Origin of the sequence: Labrys wisconsinensis (assembly GCF_030814995.1) — a bacterium.
Taxonomy (GTDB): domain Bacteria; phylum Pseudomonadota; class Alphaproteobacteria; order Rhizobiales; family Labraceae; genus Labrys; species Labrys wisconsinensis.
The window spans coordinates 118,845-145,143 of sequence record NZ_JAUSVX010000007.1 but is presented as its reverse complement, the minus strand read 5'-3'; the positions used below and the strand labels follow the sequence as shown (position 1 = coordinate 145,143).

At 68.3% G+C, this 26,299-nt stretch carries 28 protein-coding genes; 20 read left to right on the top strand and 8 right to left on the bottom strand.

What is annotated here, in order from left to right:
* Positions 1–132 precede the first annotated feature (132 nt).
* Together QO011_RS19320 and QO011_RS19315 are read left to right on the top strand one after the other, a co-directional pair.
* Positions 133–384 (top strand): hypothetical protein, encoded by a 252-nt coding sequence (locus tag QO011_RS19320; protein ID WP_307275158.1) that lies wholly within the window; start codon positions 133–135, stop codon positions 382–384.
* A 310-nt stretch (positions 385–694) separates the two neighbouring features.
* Positions 695–1,618 (top strand): hypothetical protein, encoded by a 924-nt coding sequence (locus tag QO011_RS19315; protein ID WP_370881985.1) that lies wholly within the window; start codon positions 695–697, stop codon positions 1,616–1,618.
* A 92-nt stretch (positions 1,619–1,710) separates the two neighbouring features.
* Here the strand turns inward: QO011_RS19315 and QO011_RS19310 are convergent, their stop codons facing one another.
* The gene (locus QO011_RS19310) at positions 1,711–3,351 is read right to left on the bottom strand and encodes an Nramp family divalent metal transporter (protein WP_307275154.1); all 1,641 of its coding nucleotides are present in this window, start codon (positions 3,349–3,351) and stop codon (positions 1,711–1,713) included.
* On the opposite strand from QO011_RS19310, the gene QO011_RS19305 reads away from it, so the two are divergent.
* The 9 genes from QO011_RS19305 to QO011_RS19265 all read left to right on the top strand — a co-directional run bounded on the left by QO011_RS19305 (position 3,311) and on the right by QO011_RS19265 (position 13,204).
* Positions 3,311–4,216, top strand: coding sequence for a GlxA family transcriptional regulator (locus tag QO011_RS19305; RefSeq protein WP_307275152.1), 906 nt, complete (start codon positions 3,311–3,313; stop codon positions 4,214–4,216). The genes QO011_RS19310 and QO011_RS19305 overlap by 41 nt on opposite strands.
* A gap of 88 nt (positions 4,217–4,304) precedes the next feature.
* The gene (locus tag QO011_RS19300) at positions 4,305–5,606 is read left to right on the top strand and encodes a M24 family metallopeptidase (RefSeq protein ID WP_307275150.1); all 1,302 of its coding nucleotides are present in this window, start codon (positions 4,305–4,307) and stop codon (positions 5,604–5,606) included.
* Positions 5,606–6,289 (top strand): isochorismatase family protein, encoded by a 684-nt coding sequence (locus QO011_RS19295; RefSeq protein WP_307275148.1) that lies wholly within the window; start codon positions 5,606–5,608, stop codon positions 6,287–6,289. Before QO011_RS19300 ends, QO011_RS19295 begins: the two co-directional genes overlap by 1 nt.
* 238 nt (positions 6,290–6,527) lie before the next feature.
* On the top strand, positions 6,528–7,652 hold the full coding sequence (locus tag QO011_RS19290) for an extracellular solute-binding protein (protein ID WP_307275146.1): 1,125 nt from the start codon (positions 6,528–6,530) through the stop codon (positions 7,650–7,652).
* Between the two features lie 55 nt (positions 7,653–7,707).
* The gene (locus QO011_RS19285) at positions 7,708–8,775 is read left to right on the top strand and encodes an ABC transporter ATP-binding protein (RefSeq protein ID WP_307275144.1); all 1,068 of its coding nucleotides are present in this window, start codon (positions 7,708–7,710) and stop codon (positions 8,773–8,775) included.
* Positions 8,768–9,649 carry an ABC transporter permease gene (locus QO011_RS19280; RefSeq protein ID WP_307275143.1) on the top strand — a complete coding sequence of 294 codons (882 nt, stop codon included), beginning with the start codon at positions 8,768–8,770 and terminating at the stop codon, positions 9,647–9,649. Before QO011_RS19285 ends, QO011_RS19280 begins: the two co-directional genes overlap by 8 nt.
* The gene (locus QO011_RS19275) at positions 9,646–10,449 is read left to right on the top strand and encodes an ABC transporter permease (RefSeq protein WP_307275141.1); all 804 of its coding nucleotides are present in this window, start codon (positions 9,646–9,648) and stop codon (positions 10,447–10,449) included. The genes QO011_RS19280 and QO011_RS19275 overlap by 4 nt, the downstream gene beginning before the upstream one ends.
* Before the next feature lie 270 nt (positions 10,450–10,719).
* A complete protein-coding gene (locus QO011_RS19270; RefSeq protein ID WP_307275140.1) occupies positions 10,720–12,333 on the top strand; it encodes an ABC transporter substrate-binding protein in 1,614 nt (537 codons plus the stop codon).
* Positions 12,334–12,367: 34 nt separating this feature from the next.
* Complete coding sequence (locus tag QO011_RS19265; RefSeq protein ID WP_307275138.1) at positions 12,368–13,204, top strand: alpha/beta hydrolase fold domain-containing protein; 837 nt, start codon at positions 12,368–12,370, stop codon at positions 13,202–13,204.
* Positions 13,205–13,323: 119 nt separating this feature from the next.
* On the opposite strand, the gene QO011_RS19260 is transcribed toward QO011_RS19265, so the two are convergent.
* The 3 genes from QO011_RS19260 to QO011_RS19250 all read right to left on the bottom strand — a co-directional run bounded on the left by QO011_RS19260 (position 13,324) and on the right by QO011_RS19250 (position 14,389).
* A complete protein-coding gene (locus QO011_RS19260; protein WP_307275136.1) occupies positions 13,324–13,716 on the bottom strand; it encodes an MmcQ/YjbR family DNA-binding protein in 393 nt (130 codons plus the stop codon).
* A 111-nt stretch (positions 13,717–13,827) separates the two neighbouring features.
* Positions 13,828–14,112 (bottom strand): hypothetical protein, encoded by a 285-nt coding sequence (locus QO011_RS19255; protein WP_307275135.1) that lies wholly within the window; start codon positions 14,110–14,112, stop codon positions 13,828–13,830.
* 70 nt (positions 14,113–14,182) lie between these two features.
* Positions 14,183–14,389 (bottom strand): hypothetical protein, encoded by a 207-nt coding sequence (locus QO011_RS19250; protein ID WP_307275133.1) that lies wholly within the window; start codon positions 14,387–14,389, stop codon positions 14,183–14,185.
* A gap of 142 nt (positions 14,390–14,531) precedes the next feature.
* On the opposite strand from QO011_RS19250, the gene QO011_RS19245 reads away from it, so the two are divergent.
* Positions 14,532–14,750, top strand: a complete 219-nt coding sequence (locus QO011_RS19245) for a hypothetical protein (protein WP_307275132.1) — start codon at positions 14,532–14,534, stop codon at positions 14,748–14,750.
* Positions 14,751–14,802: 52 nt separating this feature from the next.
* On the opposite strand, the gene QO011_RS19240 is transcribed toward QO011_RS19245, so the two are convergent.
* Together QO011_RS19240 and QO011_RS19235 are read right to left on the bottom strand one after the other, a co-directional pair.
* A complete protein-coding gene (locus QO011_RS19240) occupies positions 14,803–16,401 on the bottom strand; it encodes a CAP domain-containing protein (RefSeq protein WP_307275129.1) in 1,599 nt (532 codons plus the stop codon).
* 78 nt (positions 16,402–16,479) lie between these two features.
* Positions 16,480–16,818, bottom strand: a complete 339-nt coding sequence (locus QO011_RS19235) for a hypothetical protein (RefSeq protein ID WP_307275127.1) — start codon at positions 16,816–16,818, stop codon at positions 16,480–16,482.
* Between the two features lie 256 nt (positions 16,819–17,074).
* Between QO011_RS19235 and QO011_RS19230 the strand changes: the two genes are divergently transcribed.
* Positions 17,075–17,410: a hypothetical protein gene (locus QO011_RS19230; RefSeq protein ID WP_307275125.1), complete on the top strand. Its 336-nt coding sequence runs from the start codon at positions 17,075–17,077 to the stop codon at positions 17,408–17,410.
* A 7-nt stretch (positions 17,411–17,417) separates the two neighbouring features.
* On the opposite strand, the gene QO011_RS19225 is transcribed toward QO011_RS19230, so the two are convergent.
* Together QO011_RS19225 and QO011_RS19220 are read right to left on the bottom strand one after the other, a co-directional pair.
* Positions 17,418–17,642: a hypothetical protein gene (locus QO011_RS19225; RefSeq protein ID WP_307275123.1), complete on the bottom strand. Its 225-nt coding sequence runs from the start codon at positions 17,640–17,642 to the stop codon at positions 17,418–17,420.
* A gap of 192 nt (positions 17,643–17,834) precedes the next feature.
* Positions 17,835–19,028 carry an ROK family transcriptional regulator gene (locus tag QO011_RS19220; protein ID WP_307275121.1) on the bottom strand — a complete coding sequence of 398 codons (1,194 nt, stop codon included), beginning with the start codon at positions 19,026–19,028 and terminating at the stop codon, positions 17,835–17,837.
* A 149-nt stretch (positions 19,029–19,177) separates the two neighbouring features.
* Here QO011_RS19220 and QO011_RS19215 point away from each other — a divergent pair, with 149 nt between their 5' ends.
* The 7 genes from QO011_RS19215 (at position 19,178) to QO011_RS19185 (ending at position 26,264) form a co-directional block, all read left to right on the top strand.
* Positions 19,178–20,440: an ABC transporter substrate-binding protein gene (locus tag QO011_RS19215; protein WP_307275118.1), complete on the top strand. Its 1,263-nt coding sequence runs from the start codon at positions 19,178–19,180 to the stop codon at positions 20,438–20,440.
* Positions 20,441–20,468: 28 nt separating this feature from the next.
* A complete protein-coding gene (locus tag QO011_RS19210; RefSeq protein WP_307275117.1) occupies positions 20,469–21,407 on the top strand; it encodes a carbohydrate ABC transporter permease in 939 nt (312 codons plus the stop codon).
* Complete coding sequence (locus QO011_RS19205; protein WP_307275115.1) at positions 21,400–22,299, top strand: carbohydrate ABC transporter permease; 900 nt, start codon at positions 21,400–21,402, stop codon at positions 22,297–22,299. Before QO011_RS19210 ends, QO011_RS19205 begins: the two co-directional genes overlap by 8 nt.
* Positions 22,300–22,567: 268 nt before the next feature.
* Positions 22,568–23,671 carry an ABC transporter ATP-binding protein gene (locus QO011_RS19200; protein WP_307275113.1) on the top strand — a complete coding sequence of 368 codons (1,104 nt, stop codon included), beginning with the start codon at positions 22,568–22,570 and terminating at the stop codon, positions 23,669–23,671.
* Between the two features lie 13 nt (positions 23,672–23,684).
* Positions 23,685–24,449 (top strand): SDR family NAD(P)-dependent oxidoreductase, encoded by a 765-nt coding sequence (locus QO011_RS19195; protein WP_307275112.1) that lies wholly within the window; start codon positions 23,685–23,687, stop codon positions 24,447–24,449.
* A complete protein-coding gene (locus tag QO011_RS19190; protein WP_307275111.1) occupies positions 24,433–25,458 on the top strand; it encodes a sugar phosphate isomerase/epimerase family protein in 1,026 nt (341 codons plus the stop codon). The genes QO011_RS19195 and QO011_RS19190 overlap by 17 nt, the downstream gene beginning before the upstream one ends.
* Entirely contained in the window at positions 25,455–26,264 is an 810-nt protein-coding gene (locus QO011_RS19185; RefSeq protein ID WP_307275110.1) for an SDR family NAD(P)-dependent oxidoreductase, read from the top strand. The genes QO011_RS19190 and QO011_RS19185 overlap by 4 nt, the downstream gene beginning before the upstream one ends.
* Positions 26,265–26,299 lie beyond the last annotated feature (35 nt).

Here is a 26,299-nt window from a genome sequence, read left to right as displayed (position 1 = left end):
GAAGAGCCGGCGCCCGGGCAGGATCTCCCATGGCCCGGGCGAGCATCCGCTCGTGGCGGGAACGTTCGACCGCTAGGACGATTGTCTCGGGACGAGCGCAAACCTCAGGAGGCCGCTATGGAGTTGCGACACATGCCGGCGCAAGGCAGCGCGATGCGCCTCCTGTATCAGGCTTCCAGCGGCGATGCCTGGTTTCTGATCAAGGATGGGGCCGGAGACGTTGCCGTCGAGCATCGCCCCAATGCGCCGTCCGGCGGGCAACCGAGCCGGATCGGCCTCCTCGATTTCCTGGCGGCCGGCAGCGGCAAGCCCGAGCAGAGGGCGTTGATGCGCCTGATCGGCACGCTCGTCGAGAGCGCTCCCGCCGGGCCGGAAAGGGCATAGCAAAGAGCGATCGGCTCCATCGCAGCCGGCCGCGAGACCCGTGGCCGCCAAGGCGGCGCGCCGTCCTCCCGGATCTGGCGGTCGTCCCGACTTCGCGCAGGCGATTGGCGGCGGACCAAAGATGATGGCTGAGCAATGATCCGAATATTCCGGCGTGACGAAAGGAACAATTGCGGCAAAAGGCCGTTATGGATCGTCAACTCAAGGTCATGGAGACTGTCATGGGACGGGGAATACTGCTTTGGCTCCTGGGGGTGCCGATCCCTATCATCATCCTCATCGCCTTTCTCTATCATTGACGGAACCGGACATGGCAACGTTTGCGACCGTTGATATCGTCGGCGTCGATGAGGCCGGCCCCGTTGCACGCGGCGCCGAGGCGTCGGTTTCCGCCGTGTCGTGGAGCGCCGTCATCGCCGGCGCCCTGGCCGCCGTCGCAGCCTCGCTGGTGCTTCTGCTGCTCGGATCGGGTCTGGGGCTGGCGATGACCTCTCCCTGGTCGGGCGCCGGCGCCGGTGCGACCGCCATTGTCGTCTCGACCGCGATCTGGCTGGTGATCGTGCAGTGGCTTTCCTCGGCCCTCGGCGGCTATCTGACCGGCCGGCTCCGGACGAAATGGGCCGGCGTGCATGCCGACGAGGTGTTCTTTCGCGATACGGCCCATGGCTTCCTGGCCTGGGCGCTGGCGACCGTCGTCGCGGCCGGCCTCTTGAGCTCGGCCCTGACCGCGATCGTCGGCGGCGGTGCTTCGGCGGTGACGTCGATCGCCTCCGGCGCGGCGCAGGGTGCGACGCAAGCTGCGGCCGGCAAGGCCGCAAACGGGTCGGGCCTGCCGACCGACTACTTCATCGATCTGATGTTCCGGCCGCCGGCCAATGCAGCGCTGCCCGCCGGCCAGGCGCCGACGCCGCAGGCGGCAGGCGACAGCCGGGCGGAAGCGTCCCGGATTCTCCTGACGGACATGGCGTCCGGCGACGTGCCGGCCGCCGACCGGGCCTATCTGGGCCAGCTCGTCGCCCAGCGCACCGGCTTGCCGGCGGCGGATGCCGAGAAGCGGATCAGCGATGTTCTCGGCCAGCTCGATCAGGCCAAGCTCAAGGTCAAGGAGGCCGCGGATGCGGCCAGAAAGGCCGGGATCGCGACGGCGCTGCTGACCGTCCTGTCCCTGCTCGTCGGCGCCTTCATCGCCAGCGCTGCAGCCGCTCTCGGCGGCCGGCAGCGCGACGAGATCTGACGGCTCGAAACCAGCCCGGCGCCGATGCAACGAGATCGGTGCCGGGAAGCCAGAAGCCTTCCGGCCTCGATGCGCGGTCCCGGCAAGGCGCGTCAGAGGAATGAGGTGACGATCATCGCGATGGCGGTCAGCGTCATCACGCCGGTCGCGAGCCAGCCGAAGATCCGGAGGCTGAGGCCGATCGTCTCCCTGCCCATGATGCGCGGCTGCGTCGACATCATCATCATCACGGCCATGATCGGCACCGCGACCACGCCGTTGATCACCGCGCTCCAGTACAGAGCCTTGATCGGGTTGATCGGCGTCAGGTTCAGCCCGGCGCCGATGACCGTCGCGAGCGCGATGGTCGCGTAGAACGCCCGCGCCTCCCTCGGCTTCCGGTCGAGGCCGGTCTTCCAGCGCATGGTTTCCCCGACGGCATAGGCGGCCGAGCCGCCGAGGACGGGGACGGCCAGGAGACCCGTGCCGACGATGCCGACGGCAAACAGGATTTCCGCGAAGGTTCCCGCGATGGGCTTCAGGGCTTCCGCAGCCTGCGCGGAGCTCTGGATGTCCGTCACGCCGTTGGCATGCAAGGTCGCGGCGGCCGTGATCGTGATCGCAAGGGCGATGATGTTCGAGATCGCCATGCCGACGAACGTGTCCAGGCTGATGCGGCTGCCGGCATTGTCCGCCTGCTCCGGCGCGGCCTTGAGCGGCTTTCGCTCGGGCACCGCCTTGATGTCCTCGACCTCCTGGGACGATTGCCAGAAGAACAGGTAAGGGCTGATCGTGGTGCCGAATATGGCGACGATCGCCGTCAGATAGTCGGCCTTGAACGACAGATCCGGCAGCACGAGGTGACGCGCGAAGTCGAGCCAGTCGACCTTGACGACGAAGAGCGTGGCGACATAGGCGAGCAGCGCCAGCGTGAGCCACTTCAGCACGCCGACATAGTTCTTATAGGCAAGAAAGACCTGCATCAGAATGCAGATCGTGCCGAAGGCGACGACATAGGCGATCTGCGGTCCGCCGATCAGCACATGGACGGCATCGGCCATGGCGCCGACATCCGCGCCGATGTTGATGACATTGGCGATCAGCAGCAGCGATACGCTGGAGTAGACCAGCCAGTTCGGATAGTATTTGCGCAGATTTCCGGCAATGCCCCTGCCTGTCGTCCTGCCGAGACGGGCGCTGATGATCTGGATGGCCGTCATCAAGGGATAGGAGAACAGCAACGTCCAGCTCGTGGCGTACCCGAACTGCGCACCGGTCTGGGAATAGGTGGCGATGCCGCTCGGGTCGTCATCCGAAGCGCCGGTGATGAGGCCCGGTCCCAGGAGGCCGAGGAGGCGCGGCTTGCTGGGTTCGATCGTGGGGCTCCCGGCAGATTTCCCGGCCGGCGTCTTCGTGGCTCCGGCCATCCCAGTCTCTCCAGGCCTTCTCATCGTCCGAGGCGCACGGCCGTCCGCAGCGCTGAGGCAATGATTGCTGCCTGAGGCGGCGAATTGGCCTGGACTTGCGATGCGAATGACCACAAACCTTTTGCGAAGCAGAATGTTCCCTTGGCGGGTGCCGCGGAGAACGTCGCAGCCGCAGCATCCGAGCCGATCTCCGTGCCGAAGCAAGGCTTGACAGCCATTGCCGGTGCCGGGACCTTGGCTCGTGATCCGAAAATTCGCGATCCTGATCTTTCCCGGCTTTCCGATGATGGCGTTCAGCGCAGTCATCGAGCCCCTGCGCGCGGCCAATACGCTCGCCGGCAAGGCGCTTTACGAATGGGCGGTCGTCGGCGGCGGCGAGGGGAGCATACGCGCCTCGAACGGCATCGTGATTGCGCCGGACTTCGCCGCCCCGAAGGCGCCGCCGGCCGACTACATCGTGGTCTGCTCGGGCGGCGATGCGGATCGCCTGCAGGCGGCGGAGCCGCTCAGCTGGATCCGCAAGTCCCTGCGCAGGGGCGGCAATATCGGCAGCGTGGCCGACGGCGCCTTCTATCTCGGCCGGGCCGGCCTGCTCGACGGCTTTTCCTGCACGCTGCATTGGCAGAGCCAGCCGGCCTTCGTCGAAGCCTTCCCCGGCCTGAAGCTCGAGCGGGCGATCTATGTCATCGACCGGACCCGCTTCACCTCGGCGGGCGGCATCGGCGCGCTCGACATGATGCTCGATCTCATCGCCCTCCACCACGGCGACCATCTGGCGCGCGGCGTCGCCGAATGGTTCGTGCACGACCGCATCCGCGCCTCCACCGATCGCGAGCGGCTGCAGCTTCGCCTGCGGACCGGCATCCGTGACGATCTGGTGCTCGATGCGGTCGCGCATCTGGAGGCGGACCGGGAAGGGCCGATCTCGATCGCCGTCGTCGCCCGCCGCCTCGGTGTCGCCATCGAGCGGCTCGAGCGTGCCTTCAAGGCCGAGGTCGGCGTGCTGCCGGCGGAATACCACAAGCGGCTGAAACTGCAGCGCGCCCGCGACCTGCTCGAACATTCGGCGATGTCGGTGCGCGAGATCGGCCTGGCCAGCGGCTACACCAGCTTTTCCGCCTTCGTGCGTGCCTTCCGCACGGTCTACGGCAAGACGCCCCGGCAGATGCGCAGAGTGGTCGACCCCCGATAAACGGCACATTGATCGCCAGTTCCGGCACAATCGCTGGCGGGGACGGCTCTATAGTCGCAATCGGCGAAACATGAGGCAGGTGAGCCCGATGTCGATTGTCGTCTTTGACCCCGACAAGGTGGATGATGTCGATTTCCAGGACAGGATGCGTCATCCCTTGGCGGAGGACCCGTCCAACGGCATGTGGCTCTCCGATACCGAGCCGGCAGCGGTCGACGCCTTGAAGCTTCGCCAGGAGCGGCTCGCCAGGCTGCGCGCCTGGCTGAAGGCGTCGGGCTATGGCGGCGTCATCCTGTTCGATCCCTACAACCAGCGCTATGCCACCGGCACGCGCAACATGTTCGGCTATTTCCTGCGCAATTCGACCCGCTACATCTTCATTCCGGCGGAAGGACCGATCACGCTGTTCGACTACCCCCAGAGCTATCACGTCAGCACGGGGCTCGAGACCATCGACGAGGCGAGGCCGAGCAAGCTGGTCTGGTCGTCGGTATCGGCCAAGGACGAGGCGACCGCCGACCCCTTCGCCGCCGAGATCGCCGACCTGATGCGCAGGAAGGCTCCGGGCGCGACGAAGATCGGCATGGACCGCTGCACGCATCTGCAGGCCCTGGCCCTCGAGGCGCAGGGGCTGGAGGTCAAGGATTGCCAAGGCGAGATCCTGGCGGTGCGCGCGGTCAAGACGCCCGAGGAGATCAAGTGCCTGCAGATCTCCATGGCCGGGGCCGAGGCCGCCGTCGCCGCCGTCCGCGAGGCGATCAGGCCCGGCGTCAGCGAGAACGAGCTGTTCGCCATCATGTATGGCGAGGTGATCCGCCAGGGCGGCGAGTTCATCGAGACGCGGCTCCTGACCACTGGCCAGCGCACCAACCCCTGGTTCAACGAGGCGAGCGGCCGCCGCGTGCGTCCCGGCGAATTGGTGGCGCTCGATACCGATACGATCGGCTGCTACGGCTATTATTCCGATTTCTCGCGCACGTTCCGCTGCGGGCCGGGCAGGCCGACGGACTACCAGAAGATGCTGTACCGCATGTCCCATGATCAGGTGCAGCACAATATCGAGCTGATCCGGCCGGGCATCGCCTTCTGCGAGATCGCCGATCGCGCCTGGAAGATCCCGCAGCGCTTCGTCGACCAGCGCTATACGTCGGTGATGCATGGCGTCGGCATGCACGGGGAGACGCCGTTCATCGCCCACGCCATGGACTTCGAGACCTATGGACGCGAGGGGCATCTGGTGCCGGGCATGGTGGTCAGCGTCGAAAGCTATATCGGCGAGAAGGGCGGCCGCGAGGGCGTGAAGCTCGAGGAGGAAGTGCTGGTGACCGAAACCGGCGGCGCGCTGATCTCGCGCTTTCCCTTCGAGGACGAGCTTCTGGGGCAGGGCTGATGAAGGCGGATCTCAGGCTCGATCTCAAGAGGACGGCGCTGCTCGTGGTCGACCTGCAGGAGGACCAGCGCTCCGATCCGCTCTGCGTCGCGGACAATCTCGACCAAGTCCTCGCCAACGCGGCGCAGCTTCTGGAGGCGGCACGCGCCCATGGCGTCGCGGTGTTTCACGCCGCCTTCGTCCGCGATTTCGACACGCGGCCGCCGCGGCCGTTCGAGCCCCGGGCCGATGACGGCGGACCGGCCTTCAGCGCCAAGGGAAGCCCCCTCGTGGCGATCTGCCCCGAGGTGGCGCCGCTCGCCGACGAGGTGGTGATCCACAAGAACGATGCCAGCGCCTTCGAGGAAGGCTCGCTCGACGGGCGGCTCAAGGCGCTCGATGTCGAGTGGCTCGTCATTGCCGGCGTCTGGACCGAGGCCTGCATTGCCGCCAGCGTCCGCGACGCCATGGCCGCAGGCTTCCGGGTGCTGCTCGTCAAGGACGCCTGCACCAGCGGCACCCCGGCCATGCACCAGACCGGCATGCTCAACATCGCCAATCGGCTCTATGGCGGGGCGATCGGCGACACCGGGCGGGCCGTGGCGCTGCTGCGCGGCGCTCCAGCGAACGTCTGGCGGAACACCTTTCCCGTGCCGTTTCGCTTCAGGCTGACCAATGTCGAGACGATGTACGATTCGCTCTGACCTCCCGGATCGCCGCAAGCGGGGCGTCTGAAACCGGGACTGCCTCCCCCAAAGCCGCTTCGAGCGGCTCACATCCTGAAACCCGCAGCTTTACCGGCAAATATCTACATAGAATGGCGCCCTGTCGGAGGGGATGCGCCTTCTTGCGCATTCGAACAAAGAATTGCAGGCGTGTCATCGGATTGTTTTGCAGTGGAAATAGACGCAGGCGGTACGCTACGAACAAGGAGTTCTTTCTGTGGCGACCATCGAGCGACGCACGTTTCTGAAGGGGACGGCTGCGGCCGTAGGCCTTTCTCTGGCGGCCCCCTTCATCTCCCGGAGCTACGCTCAGGGCTCGTCCGGTTCGGTCAACATCTTCGCATGGGCGGGCTACATCAGCGACGATCTGCTGGCCGCCTTCGAGAAGGCCACCGGCATCAAGGCCACCTACACGCCCTACGGCACCAATGACGAGCTCTTGAACCAGATGCGTGCCTCCAACGGCACGGGCTACGACATCATCTGGCCGGCCGTCGACCGCGTGCCGAACTATGTCGAATACGGCCTGATTCAGCCGATCGACGAATCGAAGGTGCAGTGGGACCGCGTGCTGGGCAGCGCGGCGAAGGGGTCGGAGAAGCTGGGCGCCGTGATCGGCGGCAAGCGCTACCAGGTGCCGACGGACTGGGGCACGGAGGCGATCGCCTTCGACAAGACCAAGTTCCCGCTGGAGTATGGCGTGGCGTCCTATCGTCACATCTGGATGCCCGAGGCTGCGGGCAAGGCGGCCGTGCGCGGCCATTCCGGCCTCGTCGGCCTGGCCCTGTGGCTGGAGAAGGAAGGCAAGCTGCCGCACCCGTTCAGGGACAGCTTCGCCAAGGAAGAGGTGATGCGCGCCAACTACGACGTGGTTCTGGCCGAGGCCATCGCCCGCAAGCGCAACATCGTCCAGTTCTGGTCCAACGAAAACGAGGCGCAGGGCGCGTTCCGCGTCAACGGCGCCGAGATCGGCCAGACGTGGGACAGCTCGGCCGCGGCGCTGATCCGCGAAGGCCTGCCGATCGGCTACATCGCGCCCGTCGAAGGCGCCCTGGCCTGGATGGAAGGCGTCTCCCTGCCGGTCGGCGCGAAGAACGTCGAGCAGGCCTATGCCTTCCTGAACTGGATGGTCACGCCCGAGGGCGGCGCGATGTACGCCAACCACACCTCGATCAACACCACCGCCGTCGGCGCCGAAGCCCATCTGTCGGACGCGAACCGGACCTTCTTCGCCGCCGCCTATCCCGGCGACGCGCTCGAGAAGCTGTGGTGGTGGCCCGTGCAGGAGAACTGGTTCGTGGCGCGGCGCAACGAGTACCAGGACAAGTTCCTCTCGGCCTGACGTCTTTCGGGGGCGGGGCGCCTCTGGCCGCCCCGCCCTTGAACGAGGGAACCCCATGTCGCATTTCGTCGAGCTTCATCAGGTCGGCATGGCCTTCGGCGCGACCCGCGCCGTGGGCGACGTGACCTTCACCGTGGAGGGCGGGGAGTTCTTCTCCATCCTCGGCCCGTCCGGCTGCGGCAAGACCACGATCCTCAGGATGATCGCCGGCTTTCTGCACCCGACCGAAGGCCGCATCCTCATCGGCGGCCGCGACATGACCGGGCTCGGGCCCAACGAGCGGCCGACGGCCATGATCTTCCAGTCGCTGGCGCTGTTTCCCCTGATGCCGGTGTGGGAGAACATCGCCTTCGGCCTCGAGGCGCGCGGCGTCTCCAGGGCCGAGCGGCGCAGGAAGGCCGACGAGCTCCTGGGGCTGATCGCGCTCGAAGGCTATGGCGGGCGCATGCCGGGCGAGCTCTCCGGCGGCCAGCGCCAGCGTGTGGCCATCGCCCGGGCGCTCGCCGTCGAGCCGCAGGTGCTGCTGCTCGACGAGCCCTTGTCGGCGCTCGACCTCAAGCTGCGCCAGCACATGCGCGCGGAGCTGCGCGCGCTCCAGAAGCGCACCGGCGTCACCTTCATCTACATCACGCACGACCAGTCGGAGGCGCTCGCCATGTCCGACCGCATCGCGGTGATGAGCGCGGGCGCGCTCGAGCAGGTCGGCACGCCGCGCGAGCTCTATGCCAACCCCGCCACGCCCTTCGTGGCGGGCTTCGTCGGCGAGATCAACGCCGTCGCGGGCACGGTGACCGCCGTCGAGCGCGGCATGGCGGCGCTGGAGACCCGGATGGGCGTCATGCGCGGGCGGGCGGGACCGGCTCTCGCCGCGGGGCAGCGGGCGAAGCTCTATGTTCGCCCGGAAGTGCTGGTTCCCGGCGACGGCGGCGAGAACCGGCTGACGGCAACCGTCGAACGCATCGACTTCGAGGGCGCGTTCGCGCTGGCGCACGGGCGTCTCGACGACGGCGCCGATCTCGTGGCCTCCCTCCTCGGCGCGGATCCGGGAGCCGGGCTGGAGATCGGCATGCGCGCCTCCTTCGGCTTCGCCGCCGAGCGTGCGGTGGTGCTGGCCGATGGCTGAGCTCTACAGGCGCTTCGGCGGCGGGCTCGCCACGGTCTTCGCCGCGCTGGTGCTGCTGTGGCTGGCCGGGATGGTGCTCGCGCCCAACGTCATGATGATCGACTACGCCTTGCGGCCCAACCTGCCGCCGGCCCAGATCGGCGGGCCCGACGACGTCTATTCCCTGGCCAACATCGTCGCCCTCGCCGGCGACGAGGTGCACCGCGCCATCTTCCTCAAGACCATCTGGGCGAGCGCGCTCGTGGCCTTCGTCACCTTCGTCGTCTGCTACCCGCTCGCCTATTGGCTCGCCCAGCACGCGACGCCATCCCAGCTGGGGCTCGTCCTGATCGCGCTGACGATTCCGTTCTGGATCAACGAGGTGCTGCGCACGCTCGCCTGGTACATCCTGCTCGCCCTGCGCGGGCCGCTCAACGCCCTGCTCCTGTCCATCGGCGTCATCGACGAACCGGTGCGCTGGTACGGCAATGCCGGCGTGCTGGCCGGCATGGTCTACGCCTACATCCTGTTCATGCTGTTCCCGATCTACAATTCGATCGAGAGCCTGGAAAAGGCGCAGATCGAGGCGGCGCGGGATCTCGGCGCCGCCACCTGGCGCATCCACTGGCGCGTGGTGATGCCGCATGCGAAAGCCGGCATCGCCACCGGCTGCGTCTTCACCTTCATGCTCGCGGCAGGGTCCTATGTGGTGCCGGCCCTGCTCGGCTCGCCGGGCAGCCGCTGGTTCACCGAGATCATCTACAACTGGTTCTTCGAGGGCGGAGACTGGAACCGCGGCGCGGCCTACGCCTTCGTGCTGCTGGTCCTGTGCCTCGCCGTGGTGCTGATCGCGCTGAGGCTGGCGCGCGTCAATCTCGCGGACGTGGCGAAATGAGGGGCGCCGACCGTATCGCCCGCGCCCTGTTCGGCCTCTACATGGCGGCCTTCTTCGTCTATCTCTTCGCGCCGCTCGCGATCATGGGCGCGGCCACCTTCAACACCAGCCGGTTTCCGACGGTCACGCCCTGGCAGGGAACGACGCTGCAGTGGTTCGTCGAGCTGTGGAACGGCCGGGCGATGTGGGACTCGGTCTGGACGTCGCTGGGCGTCGCCCTCTGCGTGGTGCTGTTCTCGCTGCCCGCCGGCACGGCGGCGGCGCTCGTCCTCACCAGCCTGCATGCCCGGGCTCGCAGCTTTCTCTATGCGCTGATGGTGTCGCCGCTGCTCACCCCCGGCGTGGTCATCGGCATCTCCACCCTGGTGCTCTGGCGCCAGCTCGGCGTGGGCGGCGGCGCCTTCCTCATCGTCGTGGCGCAGGCGAGCTTCATCACCTGCTACGTCATGCTGATGGTGGCCGCGCGCCTGCAGCGCTTCGATCGCACGCAGGAAGAGGCTGCGCTGGGTCTCGGCGCGTCGAAGGTCATGGTCTTCCGGCGCGTCCTGCTGCCATTCCTGAAGCCGGCGCTGATCGCGGCCGGGCTGCTCGCCGTGCTGCAATCGATCGAGAACTACAACACGACGCTGTTCGTGCGCGGCCACGACACGCCGTTGACGGTCTTCATCGCCACCAAGGTGCGCACCGGGCTGACGCCGGCCGTGAACGCGCTGGCCCTGGTGATGATCGCGATCACGCTCATGGGCGCGATCGCCTACGAGGTTGTCCGCCGCCGCCAGGCCACGGCAAGGGCGCGCTGAGCCCCGGTCGCGCATCGGCCTGCCGCAGAGGAAACTGGCCGGGCGACGTCGGGTGGAGCCCGCGTCTCGTCGCCGGCTGCTGGCCGGCGACGGAGGCCTCGACCGAAGAATGCAGGGCAAGACGGCGCCTGCAATGGGACGGCCGCAAACCTGCATAGTTTTTGCCGAACACGGCTCATTCAGGCCCGTGGCCCTGACCTACGATCTCCCCCGGCGAAAGACCTGAGAACAGGCAATGCGCCAGGACCCAACCAGCTGCGGGAGACGGACATGGCCGATACGGAAAGCGCATCCGGGCTTGCCGGATTGACGGCGAACGCCCTGTCCGGGCGGATCGGTCGCCGCGACTTCATGCAGGGCGCGTTGGCGCTCGGTCTCGGCCTCGGCGCCGCCTCCGCGCTCTGGGCGCGTGAGGTCGCGGCGGCGACGCCGGCGAAGGGCGGCACGTTCAGGGTCGGGCTCGACGACGGCAACACCTCCGACGCGCTCGATCCCGCGACCACCAATTCGCGTTTCATGATCACCCTGGCCCATACCCGCACCAATTTCCTCACCGAGATCGCGGGCGACAACACGGTGACCGGCGAGCTGGCCGAGAGTTTCGAAGGCTCCAAGGATGCCAGGACCTGGACGCTCAAACTGCGCAAGGGCGTCGAATTTCATCATGGCAAGACCTTCGATGCCCGGGACGCCGCCGCATCCCTCAATCTTCACCGCGGCGCGGATTCGAAATCGGCCGCCAAGCCGCTGCTTGCCGCCATCGAGGAGATCGTCGTCGACGACGACCACACCCTGGTCCTGAAGCTCAACCAGGGCAATGCCGACATTCCCTATATCCTGACGGATTACCACCTGATCATGCTGCCGCTCGGCAAGGACGGGAAGATCGATCCCATGGACAATGCCGGCACCGGCGGCTATGTGCTCGAAACCTTCCAGCCCGGCGTGCGGGCGACGATGAAACGGTTCGCCAATTACTGGAAGCCGGATCGCGCGCATTTCGACAGCGTCGTCTTCACCGCGGTCAACGACTACGTCGCCCGGCAGACGGCTCTGCTTTCGACCGAGCTCGATGCGATCATCGAATGCGACTACAAGACGGTCGATCTCCTGGCCAAGGCCCCCGACATCGAGGTCGACGAAGTCCCCTCCGGCACCCATGTCGGCATGCCGATGCTGTGCGACGCCAAGCCGTTCGACAATCCTGACCTCAGGCTCGCGCTGAAATATGCGACGGACCGCGAGCAGTTGATGAGGCTGGTGCTGAAGGGCCACGGCTCCATCGGCAACGATCACCCGATCAGCCCGATCATGCCGTTCTTCGATGCCAGCCAGCCGCAGCGGCACTACGACCCGGACCGGGCCCGGTCGCTGATCAGGAAGGCCGGCCTCGACGGCCTGACCATCCAGCTCTCGGCTGCCGATACCGTGATCGCCGGCGCCGTCGACATGGCGGCGCTCTTTGCCGAGACGGTCAAGAAGATCGGCGTCAATGTCGAGGTCAAGCGCGAGCCGAACGACAGCTATTGGTCCAATGTCTGGCTGAAGAAGCCGTTCTGCATGGCGGGGTGGGGGCAGCGGCCGACGCCGGACATCATCTTTTCGCTCGGCTATGCCGCGGGCGCCGACTGGAACGAATCCCATTTCAAGAACGAGCGCTTCAACAAGCTGCTGGTGGAAGCGCGCGCCGAGATCGATGCCAGGAGGCGCACGGACATGTATGGCGAGATGCAGCGCCTGGTGAGCGACGAGGGCGGCACGATCATCCCGTTCTTCCGCAACTGGGTCTATGCGCGGCATTCGAAGGTGGCGCATGGCCCAAAGCTGTCGGCGAGCTGGCCGCTCGACGGCGCGCGCGGCGCCGAGCGCTGGTGGTTCGCCTGATCGGAGGAGGGCAGCCGCGGCGAGCGGACCGGCCATGGCTGCTTCCCCCCTGGATTGGCTGAACGCGGATGTCGCGCAACTGCGGGCCGGCTACGAGCGGCAACGGGCCAGGCCGATGCCGGAGAATGCCCGCTGGCTGACGGTTGGGGCGGTGCGGGTGCTGGAGCATCGGGTTGCGCAGGCCCGGGCAGGGGCGATCGTCTATTTCCACGGCGGCGGCTTCATCGTCGGCTCGCCGCTGACCCATGCCGACGTCACCGCGCAGCTCGGCCGTGCCACCGGCCTGCCGCTCTATTCCGTCGACTACCGGCTTGCGCCGGACTTTGTCGCACCGGCACCGGTCGAAGACGGCCGCGCCGTCATCGATCACCTCCTGGCGAAGGGCGCGACCAGGCTCGTCCTTTGCGGCGACTCGGCCGGCGGCGCCATCGCGCTTGCCGTGGAGGCGAGCCTGCCGGCCGCCGTTCGCGGCCACCTCGCCGGCGTCTGCAGCTTCTATGGCGCTCACGGCCTGCTCGATACGCCGTCCATCGTCGAGAGGGGTCGTCGTGCCGAGGGCACCGACGCCGCCTGCCTGCGACGCTATTTCGACCTGGCCACGGGCGGCACGGCGGAAAACCCTTATGCGATCGGCGCCCTCGCCAGGCGCTCGTCCGTCCCGACCTACCTCATGGTCGGGAGTGACGATCCGCTCCGCGACGATACGCTCGGCCTGGCGCAGGCGCTCGCAGGCATGGGGCGCGACGTGACGCTCGACGTGGCGCCGGGCGAGGGCCACGGCCTGCTCCACATTGTCGAGAGCTCGCGGGCGGCCGCCGACGCTCTCGAACGCGCGGCGCGCTGGATCGAAGGACGGTGCCGCGAGCCCTGACCGCTTCGCGTGGCGCCGCGCGCCAAGCCTGGAGCAAAGCGTGTTTGGGCGGAAACGCTGCTTTGCGCTCGCTCTTTGTTTCGACGCGTCTTGGCAAGTCCGCCGAAGCGCAAAACGCTTCAGGCAGGTCCGGGAGAGCCTGCTTGGGGCCGCGTGACGTCCAGCCCGAGCTCGGCGCGCTTCTTCTTCGGCAGGCCCTGGGCGATGATGGCGTGCGATCGCCTGAGATAGGCGCCGAGGTCCGCATCGGAAAGACCGGGCCTGGCGTAATGCTGGATCCATTTCAGGCCGCGCGACGCGAGATAGGGCGCAGGCCGCAATCCGGGCTGCTCCTTGAGCATCTCGTACGACATGTCGCTGACCTTGAAGGTGAAGCTGGGCTCGGCCTCCTGCCAGCCGCCGATGGCGAACACCTTGCCGCCGACCTTCCAGACATGCGACCCGCCCCACTGGACCACATATGTCGTCCCGGGCAGGCTGCCGCACAGGGCGTTGAACGCGTCGTAGGTCATCTGCCTTGGTCTCGTCCTGCCATGGCCGGCCCGCATCCCGATAGCCCTTCCCGGCCATCGGCGCCAGGGATGCGGCGACCCGGCATCGTCCGTGCCGGCCGGCCCGGCGCCTCAGGTGGCGTGGAGCGGCCGTCGCGGCTTGCGCTTCGGCGCCTCGCCCCGCAGCGGCGTGATCAGCTTCGCCAGCTCCTCGATCGCCTTGTTCCTGTTGACATCGCCGACGGCATAGCTGTCGAGGATGGCGCCGATCGCCGTGTCCAACGCCTGTTCCTCCTCGCTTGCAGCAGTTCCGTCCTGCTGGTCCTTTTTCGTCGTCGTCGGGGTCTCAACAGGCAAAATCCGTCCTTTCCTGGTGTCGTGCGGCCCCGACCGTCGCAGGGGGGCGATCGTTGTCATGGATTGATGCGTCCGCCGTCCGCGGCAAGGTCACGCGGCGCCGACGGATCCTCGATGCCCTCCAGCCGCCTCAGGCCCGCTTTTGCGGCCCGTCGGCGACCTTGGCCAGCGCTCCGCGAGCATCCCTGCGGCACTCCTCGATGCGCAGGGCGAGGAAGCTGGCGATCTCGCGGTTGCCGAGCCGCAGCGCCTCGGCGCGCGCCGCCTCATAGGCGGCGGCACGGCTCGCCAGCGCGATGGCGCGGCAAACGGCCTTGCTGGTCGCGGGATCCTGCATGGCCGTCGAGCATAGGGCCGGCTGGTGCCCGGGCAAAGAGGGAAGCCGAGCCCGATCTGCAGGAGGGGGTGCATGGGACCCGGCTTCCCGGCATGCTATCGCGCAAGGGCGGGTGGGTGGCGAAATCGAACGCGGGGGCGGGATGAAGAACAAGTTCACCGAATTCCTGCACTGGTCGCCGCGAGGGCACGAGGACATGGGCCTGTGGTTCGTCGTCTTCGGCGGTGGGGCCGTGCTCGCCGGGCTTCTCGTCGCCTGGCTGATCCTGCGCCGGCCCGCGGCTCCGCCGGCAGCCGCCGAAGCCGGGCGGGAGCGAGCCCTGCCCGGCCGTGGCAAGGCTGCGAGGCAGCGCCCACGCTGATCGCCGCCGGCACCCGGCTGGAATCGAGCGCCCGGTGGCGTGCGGCCGCGCGCTACAGGATGAAGTCGCTCGACTGCAGTGCCGTCATGTGGCTGACCTGCACCGAGAAATCCGTCGTGCCGTCGCCGTTCACGTCGGCATAGACATAGGCGTTGCCGTTCTGCACGGCATAGCGCAGCTCGCCCGCATGGTGGCCGAAGGCGGCGGTGCCGATGAAGTGGAAGGCCTGATTGCCGCTCACGCCGGTCTGCGCGTCGATGCCGGACAGATCGATCTTGTCGCCCTGCGCCCGGCTGAAGTCGAGGATCACGTCGCGATTGGCGCTCGAGAGAGTGCTCTCGATGATGGAATTGAACACGAAATGGTCGGCACCGGCGCCGCCGGTCAGCCGGTCGGCACCCGAGCCGCCCACCAGAAGATCGTTCCCGTCCCGCCCGTCGAGCCGGTCGTTGCCGAGGCCGCCCTGCAGCGTGTTGGCGCCGGCATTGCCGGTGATGCTGTTGGCGAGCGCATTGCCGGTGCCGTTGATGTCGCCCGTGCCGGTGAGGACCAGATTCTCGACGGCGCCGTGCACGCGGTTCGGGTTGCCGAGGTTGAAGCTGAGGGACGAATAGACCTTGTCCGTGCCCGAGCCGCCGGTCTCGTCGACGATATCGCCGCTGTTGGCGACATAGTAGCTGTCGTCGCCGGCGCCGCCGCGCATCGTGTCGTTGCCGGCCCCGCCGATCAGGCGGTCATTGCCGAGCGAGCCGATGATCGTGTCGTCGCCGCCGGCCCCGGCCAGGGTGAGGTCGTGGGTGCCCCGGCCGATGATGGTCGCGACCCCGCTCACCTCGCGCAGCGACACCGAGGTCTCGACGGTGGTGCCGTCGATCAGGTTCACCATGGCGTTCTCGCCGGCCGTGACCGTCGCCAGCACCTTGACCGGGCCGGGCAGGCCGCCGCCGGAGAAGGTGACGGCCTGGTCGCCCACACCGACATGCTGGGCATAGGCGCCGGCCGTGCCGGTCGCGGTCGCGCCGCCCGCCGTGACGACGGCGATGCCGCCGCGACCTTCGCCCACGGAATAGAAGTCGTTGCCGTCGCTGTCGTTGTAGGCGATGCCGGTGAGGATCTGGCCCGGTGCGGCGGGAATGCCGAAATCCTGGGTGATCATCGAGGCGTTGTAGGTGTTGCCCGACACGGTGAAGGCGCCCATCACCTGGCCGATGCCGACCTCCTGGTAGCGGTCGTCGAGGATGTTGAGCCGATGGCCGCGCCCCGAGACATTGGCGTCGACGAACAGGTCGCCATATTGCTGGACGGCGAACGCCGTGGGATCGGGCGTTCCCGTCGTGCCGCGCCAGGAGATGTTCTCGCCGACGCCTCCGCTGTAGCCCGCGCCATTGGCCCGGCTCTGCGGCGTGCTGCCGGTGTTGGGATCGGTATGGGCGAAATAGTCGCTGTCGATCATCGCCTGGCTGTGCGCCTCGGCGGCGGTCTGCAGCGCGGCGGAGAAGGCCAGCGGCTGGCTCGAATCGGCGGAGAGCGTGCCGGGCGCCAGCCCCTCGTTGAGGTCGATGCCGAGCCGCGCGGCCTCGGCCGCCGGATCGAGGCGGGCCCGGTTGATCAGGGCCAGCAACAGAACTTCCTGGGCCGAGGGGTCGCTCATCCTGTCCGCTCCGACGTGGCGTGGTGGCCGGATCGTAGGCGAAGATTGACGTAGCGGCAGATCCGCCGGGAACAGCCGTCAGGGTGCCGGGTCGCTAGGATAACAGGTCCAGGCGCGGAAGGACACGCAGACGAAGGCGCCGTCACGCCCTTCCAGCCGCTTGAAGCGGCCGAGCACCGGCGGGACGACGAGGCAGCCGCGCAGCACCAGGTCCTGGACAAGCAGCGAGCGGCCGCCGTCGTCCGGGCCCAGGCATGCCGAGCCGGGATCCTGCACCAGCGCCCCCTCGGCGACGACGGTATCGCCCCGGTCGAGCAGCGCCCGCAGCGGCGGCAGCGGACCAGGCCGCGCGGAAGCGGCGCCGAGATAGGCCACGGCCCAGAGGATGCGGGGGAGGGGAGCGGCAAGGAGCATCATGGCGGCGGTCTGCGGGGATCGCGCCACCGGCTCCACCGTGGAACCGCTGCGGCCGGGCGGGGTTTTCCTTCAGGACGGCTCCCCGGGCCCGCCTGTGGGGAACGCTGTCACAAAGTTGGGGAATGATGTGGCGGGATTGTGAAAATCCTCCGTTCGCTGTTAGCTCTGCGCAGGCACCCAGTCCTCGGGGAACACGTCCTCAGGGAACAAATCCTCAGGGAAAGGGTCCGAACGCTGAAGACCGAACGAGATCGCGATGCAAGCCTGGAGCATCCTCGCCGCCCTGCTGGCTCTCGCCCTGATCGGGCTGCTGCTGTTGCGCGCGCGGCGGCATGGGGTGCGCGACGACCTCGATCAGCAGAACCTCACCACCTATCTCGGCATGGCGGCGATGAGCGGCCGGCGCGTCGAGGGGCTCGCCTTCCGCCGGGAGATCCAGACGCTGATCGTGGCCCGCGGCTGGGGCTCGCACGAGACCACCTCGCGCCTCGCCCATGCGGTGCTGGTGGTCAAGGACGTCGCCCCGCAGGCGCACGAGGAGGCGGTCGCCATCGGCCGGCAGATCCTCGTCTCCACCCATCCGCGGGCCTGAGCGGACTTCAGCGCCGGGCGAAGCGCAGGGTGAGGACGTCCTCCAGGCGCGCGGCGAAGGAGGCGTTGCGGTCCGTCAGCACGCCGACCGCCAGGCAGAGCACGAGGGCTTCCGCGAGCAGCACCACGACGCCGACCTTCATCAGCGGCACCGCCGTGCTCGCGTCGAAGATGAAGAACACACCCCCCACAAGCAGGAGCCAGCCGCACAGGGAAGCGAGGCTCCAGATCATGATGCGAGCGCATCCCGCAGCAAGCCGACGGCATGTCGATCCTGCCATTCTGCTTCCCCCCGGCGCGTCGGTAAGCGCCCGAATACTTGACGCTGGCCGGACGCTATGGCGTTTCCTTGGGTCGGGCAATTGGTTTTGGATATATTTTATATGGAACAGTAAACGGCTGCATTGCCGGGTTCTGGGGCAGGTTCAACCCAGCCGGCCGTGATGGCGCAGCACCAGCCCGACCGCGCCGAGCAGCGCGTCGTTCTGGGTGAAGCGGCCGATGGTGATGCGCGTGCGCTTGGCCTCGTCGACGTCGCGGCGCTTGATCAGGGTGTGCTTGTCGTAGGCGGCGATCAGCGGCTCCAGGATCAGGTCGCCGGCGAGAGCCATGCGCCCGCCGATGACGATCAGGGGCGGGTTGATGATGGCACCGATCATGCCGAGGCCGCGGCCGGCGATCGCCCCCGTGTCCTCGATCAGCCGGCGCGAGCCGACGTCGCCCTCGAGGGCCAGCGCGATGACCTCGTCCATGGTCATGCGCCTGCCGTGCAGCCGCTCGGCCAGGGCCAGCGGCCGCACGAAGCTGGCATAGAGCTCCAGGCAGCCGCGATTGCCGCAGCGGCACAGCTCCCCGTCGGGATCGATGGTCATGTGGCCGAACTCGCCGGCGCTGCCGGCGACGCCGGTCATCACCTGGCCGCGATGCACGATGGCCCCGCCGACCCCGACGTCGATCTTGAACAGCACGAAGTCCTCGCAGCCGGTCGCCGCGCCCCACATCATCTCGGCGATGGCGGCGCAGTTGCTCTCGTTGTCGGCGAAGATCGGGCGCTGCAGCACCGGCCCGAAGGTCTGGCGGATGTCGGTGCCGGCCCAGAGCGGCACGATGCTCGCCCGCTGCACCACCCCGTCCGGGCTGACCGGGCCGGACACCGAGATGCCGACGCCGATGAGGCCCGAGCGGCGCAGGCTGTTCTCGGCATAGGCCGCGTCGATCGCCCGCTTCACCGCCGTCGCCGCCCGGGCCGGCGTGTAGTCGCGGCCGAGTTCCTCAGTTTTTTCGAAAATGACGGAATGTGAGACGTCGGCGACGACGAGGCGGAAGCCGTCCAGCCCGAGATGGATGCCGACGCAGGTGCCGGCCTCCGGATTGAGCGCCAGCGCCGTCGCCGGCCGGCCGACGCCCTTGCCGGTGTCGCCGCCCGCCGCCTCGATCACCACGCCCGAGCGGCGCAGGCCAGCGAGAGCGGTGGACACGGTCGAGCGGGCGAGGCCGGTGGCGGTGGCGATCTGTGCCGCGGACAGCGTGCCGCGCTCGCTCATCACGCGCACGATCCGGCTCTCCGGCGTGCCGGGGTCGCCGTCGATCAGCAGGGATTTCAGCTCGTTCAGGGGCATGGGGACATCAGCATCGACGAATTGACACTCTAATTCATTCGATTTAGAAAAAATAGCAGCCCCTCGTAGAAGGGGCGGCCGGCAAGCCGGCACACGTCGCTGCATCAGGGGCGGCCACCCGCCGCCAGGCAGACCGAGGGAGAGAAACGATGCGTTTGAAGGCTGCGGCCTTGGCCGCGACGATGGCGCTTGCGCCGATGGCGGGATCCGCGCTCGCCGAACCCAAGACCAATATCCTGCATCAATGGTCGACCGGCTCCGACGCCGCCGCCATCGCCAAGCTCGGCGAGATGTTCACGGCCGCCGGCGGCAAGTGGGAGCAGACCTCGATTGCCGGCCACACCGCCAACACGCTGGCCAAGCTTCGGGCCGACGTCATCGCCGGCAACGCCCCGCCGGCGGTGCAGCTCAAGGGGCCGGAGATCGCCGAGTGGAACGCCACCGGCATGACCGCCGATCTCGACGGCCTCGCCGCGTCCGAGGGCTGGGAGAAGGTGGTGGCGCCCGAGCTCCTGTCGGTGATGAAGCCGACCGGCAAATGGGTAGCGGCGCCGATGAACATCCACCGGATCAACTGGATCTGGGGCTCGACCAAGGCCATGGCCAAGGCCGGCATCACCGGGCTGCCCAAGACCTGGGCCGAGTTCAACGCCGACTGCGACAAGGCGGTGGCCGCCAAGATCGTCTGCCTCGCCCATCTCAGCACCGACTGGACCGACGCCACCACCTTCGAGGTCGTCCTCTACGGCCAGGACATCGACCTCTACCGCAAGGCCTTCGTCGAGGGCGACGTCGAGGCGATGCGCAGCCCCGGCATGGTCAAGGCCCTGGCGCAGCTGCGCACCATGGTGTCGAAATACATGGATCCCGCCATCGCCGGCCGCGACTATGACGCAGCCTCCAACATGATGGCCAATGGCGAGGCCGCCTTCTTCATCATGGGCGACTGGGAGATCGGCACGCTCACCGCCGCCGGCTTCAAGGAGGGCGCCGACTATGTCTGCGCCCAGGCGCCGACCGACTGGGGCAAGCCCGGCTTCATCCTCAACTCCGATTCCGTGGTGTTCTTCAAGCAGAAGGACCCGGACTACGTCGCCGGCCAGACCCTGCTCGCCAAGCTGATCCTCTCGCCCGAGTTCCAGGTCGTGTTCAACCAGGCCAAGGGCTCGATCCCCGCCCGCCTCGACGTCGACCTCTCCAAGGGCTTCAACCCCTGCCAGCAGCTCTCGCACAAGGACCTGGAGGCTTCGATGGCGGCAGGCACGCTGGTGCGCTCCATGGCCCACAACATGACCGTCCTGCAGAAGTACCGCGGCGCCATCATGGAGACGGTCACGTCCTTCGTGAATTCCGACACCACGCCGGAGGAGGCGGCCAACGCCATGGCCGACGCGGTCGAAGCGCAGAAGTGAGGCTGGCGCGGCTTCGGAGGATGACGCGATGGCGACCATCGTGACCGACATGTCAGGCGTGGAGGCGGCGCGGCCGCCTCTGCGCGACCGGCTGGCCGCGGCCCTGCCGTTTCTCGTGCTCGTTCCTTCGCTGCTGGCGACCTTCGTCTATGTCTTCGGCTTCACGATCTGGACGCTCTACATCTCGCTCTCCGACAGTTCGCAGCTGCCGAGCTACGGCTTCGTCGGCCTGGAGCACTACGTCTCGCTGTGGAACAACAAGCGCTGGAACATCGCCTACACCAACCTCTTCCTGTTCAGCGCCTTCTATGTCGTGCTCGCCATGGCGGTGGGGCTGGTCCTGGCGATCTGCATCGACCAGCGGGTGAGGGGGGAGGCGGGCTGGCGCACCATCTTCCTCTATCCCCTGGCGGTCTCCTTCATCGTCACCGGCACGGTGTGGAGCTGGCTCTACAGCCCGAATGCCGGCATCGAGTTCTTCGTGCGGAGCCTGGGCTGGAGCGACTTCACCTTCCGCCTCACCACCAACCGGACCCTGGCCATCTACGCCATCATCGCCACCGGCATCTGGCAGTCCTCGGGCTTCGCCATGGCACTGCTGCTGGCCGGGCTGCGCTCGGTCGACCAGGACCTGGTCAAGGCGGCGCAGATCGACGGCGCCTCGGCCTTCCGCACCTATCGCAAGGTGATCCTGCCGACCATCGGCCCGATCTTCATCGCCGTGGCGGTGGTCCTCCTGCAGTTCGCCATCAAGACCTTCGATCTGGTGGTGGCCCTCACCAATGGCGGCCCCGGCATCGCCACCACCTTTCCCGCCATCTACGTCTTCGACCTGATGTTCCAGCGCGGCCAGATCGCCGAGGGCGCGGCGGCGGCGGTCATGATGCTGATGGCGCTCTCCGTGGTGCTGGTGCCCTATGCGCTCTGGGTGGTCTGGCGCCGCCGAGGGGAGGCCGGCCGTGGCTGACGCGACCCTTCCCGCCTTCGACCCCGAGGCCGCCGCGGCGCGCCGGCGCCACTTCGTCTCGCGCCTCGCGGTCTACGGCGTCCTCGGCGCCATCTCGCTCGTCTATGTCCTGCCGCTCCTGGTGATCGTGGCGAACTCGTTCCGGTCGCTGCCGGAGATCGCCGCCAACGGCCTGATCGCCTGGCCGAGGAGCTTCTCCTTCCACGCCTGGGCCGAGGCCTGGAGCACCTATTGCATCGGCGGCACCTGCGCCGGCATGCAGGGCAATTTCTACAATTCGCTGAAGATGGCCATTCCCGCCACGGTGATCTCGACCCTGATCGGCGCGGTCAACGGCTATATCCTGTCGAAATGGCGCTTTCCCGGCTCGGAGGCGCTGTTCGCCTGCATGACGCTCGGCGTGTTCATGCCCGGCCAGATCGCGCTGATGCCCTGGGCCTTCATCCTCGGCAAGCTCGGCCTGACCAACTCCACCTACGGGCTGATCCTGATCCACGTGGTGCAGGGCCTGTCCTTCACCACGCTGTTCTGCCGCAATTACTATCTCGGCATCCCCGACGACCTGATCAAGGCGGCGCGCATCGACGGCGCCGGCTTCTGGCGCATCTTCCGGCGCATCGTGCTGCCGCTCTCGCCGCCGATCCTGATCGTCACGGTGATCTGGCAGTTCACCGGCATCTGGAACGAGTACCTCTTCGGCGTGGTCTTCACCTCGGGCCGCGAGCAGCCGATCACCGCGGCGCTGGTGGCGCTCTCGACCAACGGCACCAATGTCCGCGTCTACGACGTGATGAGCGCCGCCGTGCTGATCGGCGCCCTGCCGCCGCTGCTGGTCTACTTCCTCGGCGGCAAGTATTTCGTGCGCGGGTTGACGCAGGGGGCGATCAAGTGAGGGGGGCGGTTGGTGGGGCAGGTTCTGTGCGCGACGCCTGCCATTCCCCTCCCCCTTGTGGGGAGGGGGTAGGGGTGGGGGTCCATCCGGATAAGGCGAACCCTATGCCTACGACCCCCACCCTTTATCCCTCCCCACAAGGGGGAGGGAGGACGCGCACGTCGCGCCTCGGCCGTCAGCCTCTGCGTCTCGCCCGACCGAACCGAGGGGCTTCCTCGCGCTCCCAGCCTCTTCCGAGCCTGTCCCCCGCCACCCCGAGGAGCCCCGCATGTCCTCGCTGACCATCCGCAGCCTGCGCAAGAGCTACGGCTCCCTGGAGGTGCTCCGGGGCATCGACCTCGAGGCCGAGACCGGCGAGTTCGTCGCCCTGGTCGGCCCGTCCGGCTGCGGCAAGTCGACCCTGCTCGCCATGATCGCCGGCCTCGAGAGCGTCACCGCGGGCGAGATCCGCATCGGCGGGCGCCTGGTCAACGCGGTGGCGCCGAAGGACCGCGACATCGCCATGGTGTTCCAGTCCTACGCGCTCTACCCGACCATGACGGTGCGCGAGAACATCACCTTCGGCATGGAGAGCCGCGGCGTGCCGAGGGCGCAGCAGGACGAGGCGGTGGCGCGCGTCGCCGCGCTCCTGCAGATCGAGCCGCTGCTCAGGCGCAAGCCCGGCCAGCTCTCCGGCGGCCAGCGCCAGCGCGTCGCCATGGGCCGGGCGCTGGTGCGCGACCCCAAGCTGTTCCTGTTCGACGAGCCCTTGTCCAACCTCGACGCCAAGCTGCGCGTCGACATGCGCACCGAGATCAAGAAGCTGCACCACCGCGTCGGCAAGACCACGGTCTATGTCACCCACGACCAGGTGGAGGCGATGACGCTGGCCTCGCGCATCGCGGTGATGCACCAGGGCAGCGTCCAGCAGTTCGACGAGCCGCAGACCATCTACGACCGGCCTGCCAACATGTTCGTCGCCGGCTTCATGGGCTCGCCCTCGATGAACTTCATCCCGGCCGAGCTCACCGGCGAGGGCAGGGCGGTCACCATCCGTCTCGCCGGCGGCGAAGCGGCGGAGCTGGCGCTGCACCGGCCCGCGCCGGTCGCCGCCGCCGGTCGCGCAGTGGTGCTGGGCGTGCGCCCCGAGCACCTCTTCCGCCACGATCCGGACCTCGCCACCCGCAAGCCCTGCATCGCCACCCTGTCGGCGCCGGTCGAGCTGGTCGAGCCGACGGGCGCGGAGACCATGGCGGTGCTGAGGCTCGGGGCGCTGGAGGTGGTCGGCCGCTTCGACCCCGACGGCGCGCCGCGCATGGGCGAGATGCTGCCGCTCGGCATCGACATGGCGCATGCCTGCCTGTTCGACCCCGAGACCAGGACCCTGATCTGAGGACGCAACCACCGTGGCCTTTGCAACCTATCCCAGCCTCTCCGGCCGCGTCGTCCTGGTGACCGGCGGCGCCAGCGGCATCGGCGCCGACATGGTGCGCGCCTTCGCCGCCAACGGCGCCAGGGTCGCCTTTCCAGACATCCTGGTCGAGGACGGCGAGCGCCTCGCCGCCGAGCTCGCCGACGCCGCCCATCCGCCGCTGTTCCTCGCATGCGACGTCACCGACATTCCCGCGCTGCAGGCGGCGATCGTCACGACGCGCGAGCGCCTCGGCCCGATCGCCGTGCTGGTCAACAATGCCGCCAACGACGAGCGCCACCGCATCGCCGAGGTGACGCCGGACTATTGGGACCGCTCCCAGGACATCAACCTGCGCCCGCATTTCTTCGCGGCGCAGGCGGTGCATCCGCAGATGGTCGAGCTCGGCCACGGCTCGATCATCAATTTCTCCTCGATCGCCTGGCGCGCCGGCGCCGACCAGATGGTCGCCTATGCCGCGGCCAAAGCCGGCGTGCTCGGCCTGACGCGGGCGCTGGCCAAGGCCTTCGGGCCCGACAACATCCGCGTCAACGCCATCGAGCCCGGCGCGGTCATCACCGAGCGCCAGCGCCGGCTCTGGTATCCGACGCCCGAGAGCGTCGATGCCATGGTGCAGCGCCAGGCGCTCAAGACCGTGCTGCTCGGCGAGGAGATCGCCCGCACCGCCCTGTTCCTCGCCGCCGACGACAGCCGGATGATCACCAAGCAGGCGATCACCGTCGATGCCGGCATCCGCTGAGCCCGAGATCCCCATGCTGCGCATCGGCCTCAATCCCTATGGACTGACCTATCATCTCGGCCTGCAGGGGCGGGACACGCCGCGGGCGAACCCGGCCGGCGCCGGCCTCGACGGCTTCATCGCCATCGCCGAGGAGCTCGGCGCCAAGGTGCTGGAGATCTATCAGCCCTGGCTCGCCGCCCTCGACGCCCGCGGCCTCGCGGCGCTGCGCGAGCGGCTGGCCGCCCTCGGCATGGTGCCGGTGGTCAGCGCCGGGCTCGCCGGCATGGGGCCGGTGGAGGACACGCTGCGCACGGCGCAAGCCCTCGGCGCCCGCGTGATCCGCCTCGGCCTCAGCCCGGTGCTGTGCGGCGACCGCAACGCCTGGGGCCCGAAATGGCGTGAGCTGACCGAGACCATCCGCAACGCCCTCCTGCGCCTCGCGCCGATGGCCGCGGATGCCGGCCTGGTCTTCGCCATCGAGAACCACCAGGACTTCACCAGCCGCGAGCTCGTCGCCTTCTGCGAGATGGCCGGGCCGGGCCTCGGCATCTGCTTCGACACCGGCAATGCCTTCCCGGTGGCCGAGGCGCCGCTCGACTTCGCGCACCGGGTCGCGCCGCATGTGCGCCACCTCCATCTCAAGGACTACCGGGTGCAGTTCACCGGCGAGGGCTTCCGCCTGGTGCGCTGCGCCATCGGCGACGGCGCCGTGCCATTCCCGGGCATCACCGCCATCCTCGCCCGGCACCACGACAGCCTGACCGCGGTGCTGGAGCCCGGCGCGCTGGAGGCCCGCCACGTCCGCCTGCTCACGCCGGACTGGTGGAACGGCTATGCGCCGGTCTCCGCCCCCGAGCTCGCCGCCTGCCTCGCCGCGGCGCGCCTCAACCGCCTGCCGGAGGAGGTCGACGCCCGCACCCCCTGGGAGCGCGGCGCGGACGGCGAGCTCGTCGCCTATGAACTCGCCATGATCCGGCGCAGCGCCGCCGCCATGGCCTCGCTCGAATGGATGGAGACAGAGGCATGACCAGGGAACTCGACGGCAGGACCGCCTTCGTCACCGGCTCCGGCCGGGGCCTCGGCCGGGTGATGGCGGCGCGCCTGGCCGAGCTCGGCGCCGACGTGGCGATCCACGACATCGACTGGACCGCGCCGGCCAAGTACGGCGAATTCTCCGACCTCGGCGCCGTGGCGAAGGAGATCGGCAAGCATGGCACCCGCGTCATGGCGGTCACCGGCAATATCGGCGACAAGGCGGCCGTCGCCGAAATGAAGCAGGCGATCGACGCCGGGCTCGGCGAGGTGCACATCCTGGTCAACTGCGCCGGCGGCGACATCGGCGCCTCCGGCGGCAAGCCCAATCCGAACAACGCCCTCGACATCGCCTTCGAGGACATCCAGGTGCTGACCAACAACAACCTGATCGGCACCATCCTCGTCTGCCAGGCCTTCATCCCGCCGATGGTCAAGGCCGGCTCCGGCTCGGTGATCAACATCGCCTCGGCCGCGGCGCACATGGGCTGCTCGCCCGAGGTGGTCTATTCGACGCTGAAGGCCGCCGTGGTCCACTACACAAGGTGCCTGGCCAAGGAGCTGCTGCACGAGGGCGTGCGCATCAACGCGGTGAGCCCGGGCGCCACCAAGACGGCGCGCTTCCAGGCGACGCGCGTCGTCGACCCCGCCCGGATGGATTCGTCGATCCGCTCGCTCGCCCGCTACGGCGAGCCGGAGGAGATCGCCGACGCCGTCGCCTTCCTCGCGGGGCCGCGGGCCAGGTTCATCAACGGCCAGGTGCTGCGGGTCGACGGCGGGGTGACGCTGTTTCCGGGGTGAGCGCTTCCGCTTCCGCCGCCCGATGCACTAGATTG